The organism is Chlorobium sp. (assembly GCF_036528655.1).
Taxonomy (GTDB): Bacteria; Bacteroidota; Chlorobiia; order Chlorobiales; family Chlorobiaceae; genus Chlorobium.
Window position 1 is genome coordinate 1 of record NZ_JAIGND010000049.1, and the last position, 2,089, is coordinate 2,089.

Annotated in this window: 1 protein-coding gene; it reads left to right on the forward strand. The window is 51.5% G+C overall.

The window, feature by feature from the left end; translation table 11 throughout:
* Window positions 1-2,089 (forward strand): O-linked N-acetylglucosamine transferase, SPINDLY family protein (locus K4305_RS12165; protein ID WP_331562752.1); only part of this gene is annotated, 2,089 nt, incomplete at both ends.

Genomic DNA, 2,089 nt, shown 5'->3' on the forward strand with positions numbered 1-2,089 from the left:
ATGCCGGACAGCTACCAGGTGAACGATGCTCACAGGAAAATTTCGGAGCGGGCGTTCACGCGCAGGGAGTGCGGCTTGCCCGAGCAGGGGTTTGTGTTCGCATGTTTCAATAACAACTACAAGATCACTCCGGATGTGTTCGATGTCTGGATGCGGATCCTGAAACAGGTGGAAGGCAGCGTGCTCTGGCTGTTCGAGGATAATGCGATGGCAGCGGAAAACCTTCGCCGTGAGACGGTGACGAGAGACGTTTCGGGAGAACGGCTGGTTTTTGCGAAAAGAATGCCGTTAGCCGAGCATCTTTCGCGACACCTGCTGGCGGACCTGTTCCTCGACACATTGCCATGCAATGCGCATACAACTGCGAGCGATGCGCTGTGGGCCGGGTTGCCGGTGCTGACCCGTTTGGGCGAGTCTTTTGCCGGAAGGGTGGCGGCAAGCCTCCTGCATGCGGTCGGCCTGCCGGAACTGGTAACCACCACGGCGGAAGAGTACGAGTCTCTTGCCGTGGCGCTTGCGCTTGAACCGGAAAGGTTGAGGGGCATAAGGGAGAAGCTGGAACGGAACCGGATGAGTTCGCCGCTGTTCGATACGGAGCGGTTCACCGGTTATCTTGAAGCTGCCTATGAAGCGATGTACGAGCGGTATCATGCAGATCTGCCTCCGGATCATCTTGAGATCACCGAAGTCGCAAAAAGATCCGATGTTGCAACCCGATTGCCGTCGGCGCTTGCATTGCACCGCAAGGGTCGGCTCGACGAAGCTGCAGCGATCTATCGTGCAATCCTCTGTGATTATCCTGAAAACAGCGATGTTCTGCAGCTTCTCGCAGGTATTGCCGTGCAGCAGAACGACATGACAGGGGCAATAGCTCTGTTCGATCAGGCCATTGCGGTATCACCGGGTAGTTCCGAGCTGTATAATAACCGTGCCAATGTTTTTCTCGGTCTGAAACGCTATGAAGAGGCTCTTGAAAGTTATCGGCAAGCTCTTGTCCTCAAACCGGAAGATGCGGATGTATGGAGTAACTGCGGGAACGTACTGAAACGGCTTGGCAGGTATGAAGAGGCGCTTTCGATGTTTGACAGGACACTCGAGATCAAGCCGGATCATACCGATGCATTGTTCAATAAAGCCATGCTGCTCCATGTTTTAAAACGCAACAAAGATGCGCTCTCTGTTTTCGATGAGTTGCTGGAGTTTAAACCGGACAATATCAGTGCGATCTGCAATCGGGGCCATGTTCTTGCGGAGATGAAGCAGTATGAAGATGCTGTTCATGCATATCGAAAGACGCTTTCCCTGAAGCCCGATTATGCTTTTCTGTTCAGTCGTTACCTGCATACGAGCATGAAAATCTGCGACTGGCAGGATTACGATCGTAATCTCGTCAGACTGAGAGAGAGTATTGAAAATGGAGAAAAGGTTGCGACTCCGTTTCCTGTTCTGTCATTACTTGATTTGCCGGATATTCAGAGAAAGGCTGTAGACCTTTATGTATCAGTTCGGTATCCGGAAAATCATCATCTTTCTGAAATTCCGAAACGAAGCAGAAGGCATAAAATTTGTATCGGCTACTTTTCTGCGGATTTCCACAATCATGCCACAACGCAGCTTATTGCCGAGCTTTTCGAGCGGCATGACCGGTCACGTTTTGAACTTATCGCATTTTCATTTGGAACCGACAGCAGAAGCAAGATGAGGATGCGTATATCGGCGTCCTTCGACAGGTTCGTTGATGTCAGAAATTGTTCAGACCTTGAAGTGGCAGAGTTATCGAGAGAATTGGGAATCGATATTGCCGTTGATCTGAAAGGGTTTACGACCGATTCGCGAACAGGTATTTTTGCTTACAGGGCAGCGCCTGTACAGGTGAACTATCTTGGCTATCCCGGCACGATGGGAGCCCCGTATATCGATTACCTGATAGCCGATAAGGTTCTGGTACCGGCAAGCAGTAGCCAGTATTATACGGAGAAAATCGTCTGGATGCCGGACAGCTACCAGGTGAACGATGCTCACAGGAAAATTTCGGAGCGGGCGTTCACGCGCAGGGAGTGCGGCTTGCCCGAGCAGGGGTTTGTGTTCG